The 2,685-nt window shown below is 56.3% G+C and carries 3 protein-coding genes; 2 read left to right on the forward strand and 1 reads right to left on the reverse strand.

The features are described 5' to 3' along the window. The first annotated feature begins 84 nt into the window (after nucleotides 1-84). Together cysM and WCG50_RS18795 are read left to right on the forward strand one after the other, a co-directional pair. Nucleotides 85-987, forward strand: a complete 903-nt coding sequence (gene cysM / locus WCG50_RS18790) for a cysteine synthase CysM (protein ID WP_336901125.1) — start codon at nucleotides 85-87, stop codon at nucleotides 985-987. 33 nt (nucleotides 988-1,020) lie between these two features. Further along, a complete protein-coding gene (locus tag WCG50_RS18795) occupies nucleotides 1,021-1,248 on the forward strand; it encodes a sulfurtransferase TusA family protein (RefSeq protein ID WP_336901126.1) in 228 nt (75 codons plus the stop codon). A 69-nt stretch (nucleotides 1,249-1,317) separates the two neighbouring features. Here the strand turns inward: WCG50_RS18795 and WCG50_RS18800 are convergent. After that, on the reverse strand, nucleotides 1,318-2,685 hold a 1,368-nt coding region (locus tag WCG50_RS18800; protein WP_336901127.1), incomplete at its 5' end, for a class I tRNA ligase family protein.

Below are 2,685 nucleotides of genomic sequence, written 5' to 3' on the forward strand. Positions count from 1 at the left end.
GGGGGATTTTGAGTCCCCTGCGTCTACCAATTTCACCACCCGGGCGGATTCTGTGAAGAACGAAATTATGGCACAGTGTGGGCTATGAAATACCCAACCATTGAAGATTCCATCGGAAAAACTCCTTTAGTGATGCTGCAACGCATCGGCGCCACAGAGAACGCTGCGCGTGGCAACGTGATTCTGGGCAAACTGGAGGGCAATAACCCGGCGGGGTCGGTCAAAGATCGGCCCGCTTTGTCCATGATCCAGCGCGCACAAGAGCGCGGCGAGATCAAACCGGGCGATACGCTGATTGAGGCGACCTCCGGTAACACCGGCATTGCGCTCGCCATGGCGGCGGCCATCAAGGGCTACCGCATGATTTTGATCATGCCTGAAGACCTTTCGATAGAGCGCGCACAGACCATGAAAGCTTTCGGTGCAGAGTTGATCCTCACGCCCAAGAGTGGCGGCATCGAGTACGCGCGCGACCTGGCCCTGCAAATGCAGCGCGATGGCAAAGGCCATGTGCTTGATCAATTTGCCAATGCCGACAACCCCCGTATTCACTACGAGACCACCGGGCCTGAAATCTGGGCCGATACGCGCGGAAAAATCACCCATTTTGTGAGCGCCATGGGTACCACGGGCACCATTACCGGGGTGTCAAAATTTTTGAAGGAAAAGAACCCGGCGATCAAAATTATTGGGGTACAGCCCAATGAAGGTTCCCGAATTCCAGGGATTCGAAAGTGGCCACAGGAATATTTGCCCAAAATTTATAACCCAGACACCGTGGACGAGTTGATGTTTGTGAGCCAGGAAACGGCCGAAGACATGTGCCGCCGGTTGGCCCGCGAAGAAGGGATATTTGCTGGCATTTCAGCCGCTGGCGCATGCTGGGTGGCGCAGGAAATCGCCAAGCGCGAAACCAATGCGACCATTGCATTCATCGTTTGTGACCGCGGCGACCGTTATTTGTCTACCGGTGTGTTTCCAGCTTGATCACTAGAATTACCCCTATTCAAAGGAAACTTAATGCAAATTGATAAAGAAGTTGACGCCCGTGGTCTGAACTGCCCGCTGCCCATTTTGAAAGCCAAAAAAGCGCTGTCTGACATGCAAAGCGGTCAACTTTTACGGGTGGTGGCGACCGATGCCGGGTCGGTGCGCGACTTTCAGGCGTTTGCCAAACAAACCGGCAATGAGTTGGTGGAACAGCAGACCGAAGGCACCGATTTCATTCATGTCATGCGTCGTCGTTAAACGGAGCGTGCAAAAAAAAGGGGCTGCCTCCAAAACTGGAGGCAGCCCCTTTTTGTTGGGTCGCTGGAATTAACCCAGGCGTGACAACTGGTCTTTCACCTTGAGCAAGGTCGCACCAAAGTCAGCCATGCGCTTGCGTTCCAACTCAATCACCGCCGCTGGTGCGCGGGCCACAAAGGCTTCGTTGCTGAGCTTGCCTTCGGTTTTGGTGATTTCGCCTTCCAATCGGGCAGCCTCTTTGCCCAGACGCAGCTTTTCAGCGGCAACGTCAATTTCCATGAACAGGCAAATGCGGGCTTCACCTACCACGGCCACCGGGGCCGCTTGAGCGGCAGCGGCCCAGGCCGCCTCGTCGTCAAATACGCGCACTTCGTTGAGTTTGGCGAGTGCCTGCAAGACCGGGGCCGATTGGGTCAGGAAAGCCGCTTCTGTCGCGTCAGTGGCAATGACAAACAGCGGCAAGCGGGTGGCGGGTGACACGCTCATCTCGCCGCGCAAATTGCGGCAGGCATCCACCAGCAGCTTGAGCTTGCCCACGTAGGCCAATGCTGCTTCGTCAATGCGCTCAGACTGGCACACCGGGTATTCGGCAATCGACACGGATTCTCCAGCACGACCCGCCACTGGGGCTACTTTTTGCCACAGTTCTTCGGTCACAAACGGAATCACCGGGTGCGCCAGGCGCAGGATGGTCTCTAAAGTGCGAATCAGGGTGCGGCGGGTGGCGCGTTTTTGCGCGTCGCTGCCTTGTTGAATCTGCACCTTGGCGATTTCGAGGTACCAGTCGCAGAACTCGTTCCAGACGAAGTCATAGATCGTGCTGGCGACGTTGTCCAGGCGGTACTCTTCAAAGCCCTTGGCAACTTCGGCCTCGGTGCGCTGCAGCAACGACACGATCCAGCGGTCACATTGGCTGAAATCAAGGTAAGCATTGGCTTCAGGCGTGCCACAGACGGCGGTGGCGTGCTCGTTCAGCCCGCAGTCCTGGCCTTCGCAGTTCATCAGCACAAAGCGGCTGGCGTTCCAGAGTTTGTTGCAGAAGTTGCGGTAGCCTTCGCAGCGTTTGCTATCAAAATTGATGCTGCGGCCCAAGGAAGCGAGCGAGGCAAAGGTAAAGCGCAGCGCATCGGCGCCAAACGCGGGGATGCCAGTGGGGAATTCTTTTTCGGTGTTTTTGCGCACTTGGGGCGCGGTTTCGGGCTTGCGCAGGCCTTCGGAGCGTTTCACCAGCAATTCGGGCAGGGCAATGCCGTCGATCAAGTCCACCGGGTCGAGCACGTTGCCTTCGGATTTGCTCATCTTTTTGCCTTGGGCATCGCGCACCAGACCGTGGATGTAGACGTGTTTGAAGGGCACTTTGCCTGTGAAGTGGGTGGTCATCATGATCATTCTTGCTACCCAGAAGAAGATGATGTCGTAGCCTGTTACCAGCACGCT

This window comes from Rhodoferax sp., assembly GCF_037143375.1.
In the GTDB taxonomy this organism is placed as follows: Bacteria; Pseudomonadota; Gammaproteobacteria; order Burkholderiales; family Burkholderiaceae_C; genus Rhodoferax.

Bases quoted from the DNA above. Each gene is read 5' to 3' on its own strand.
- cysM (WP_336901125.1), top strand. From the start codon at position 85: ATGAAATACCCAACCATTGAAGATTCCATCGGAAAAACTCCTTTAGTG.
- WCG50_RS18795 (WP_336901126.1), top strand. From the start codon at position 1,021: ATGCAAATTGATAAAGAAGTTGACGCCCGTGGTCTGAACTGCCCGCTG.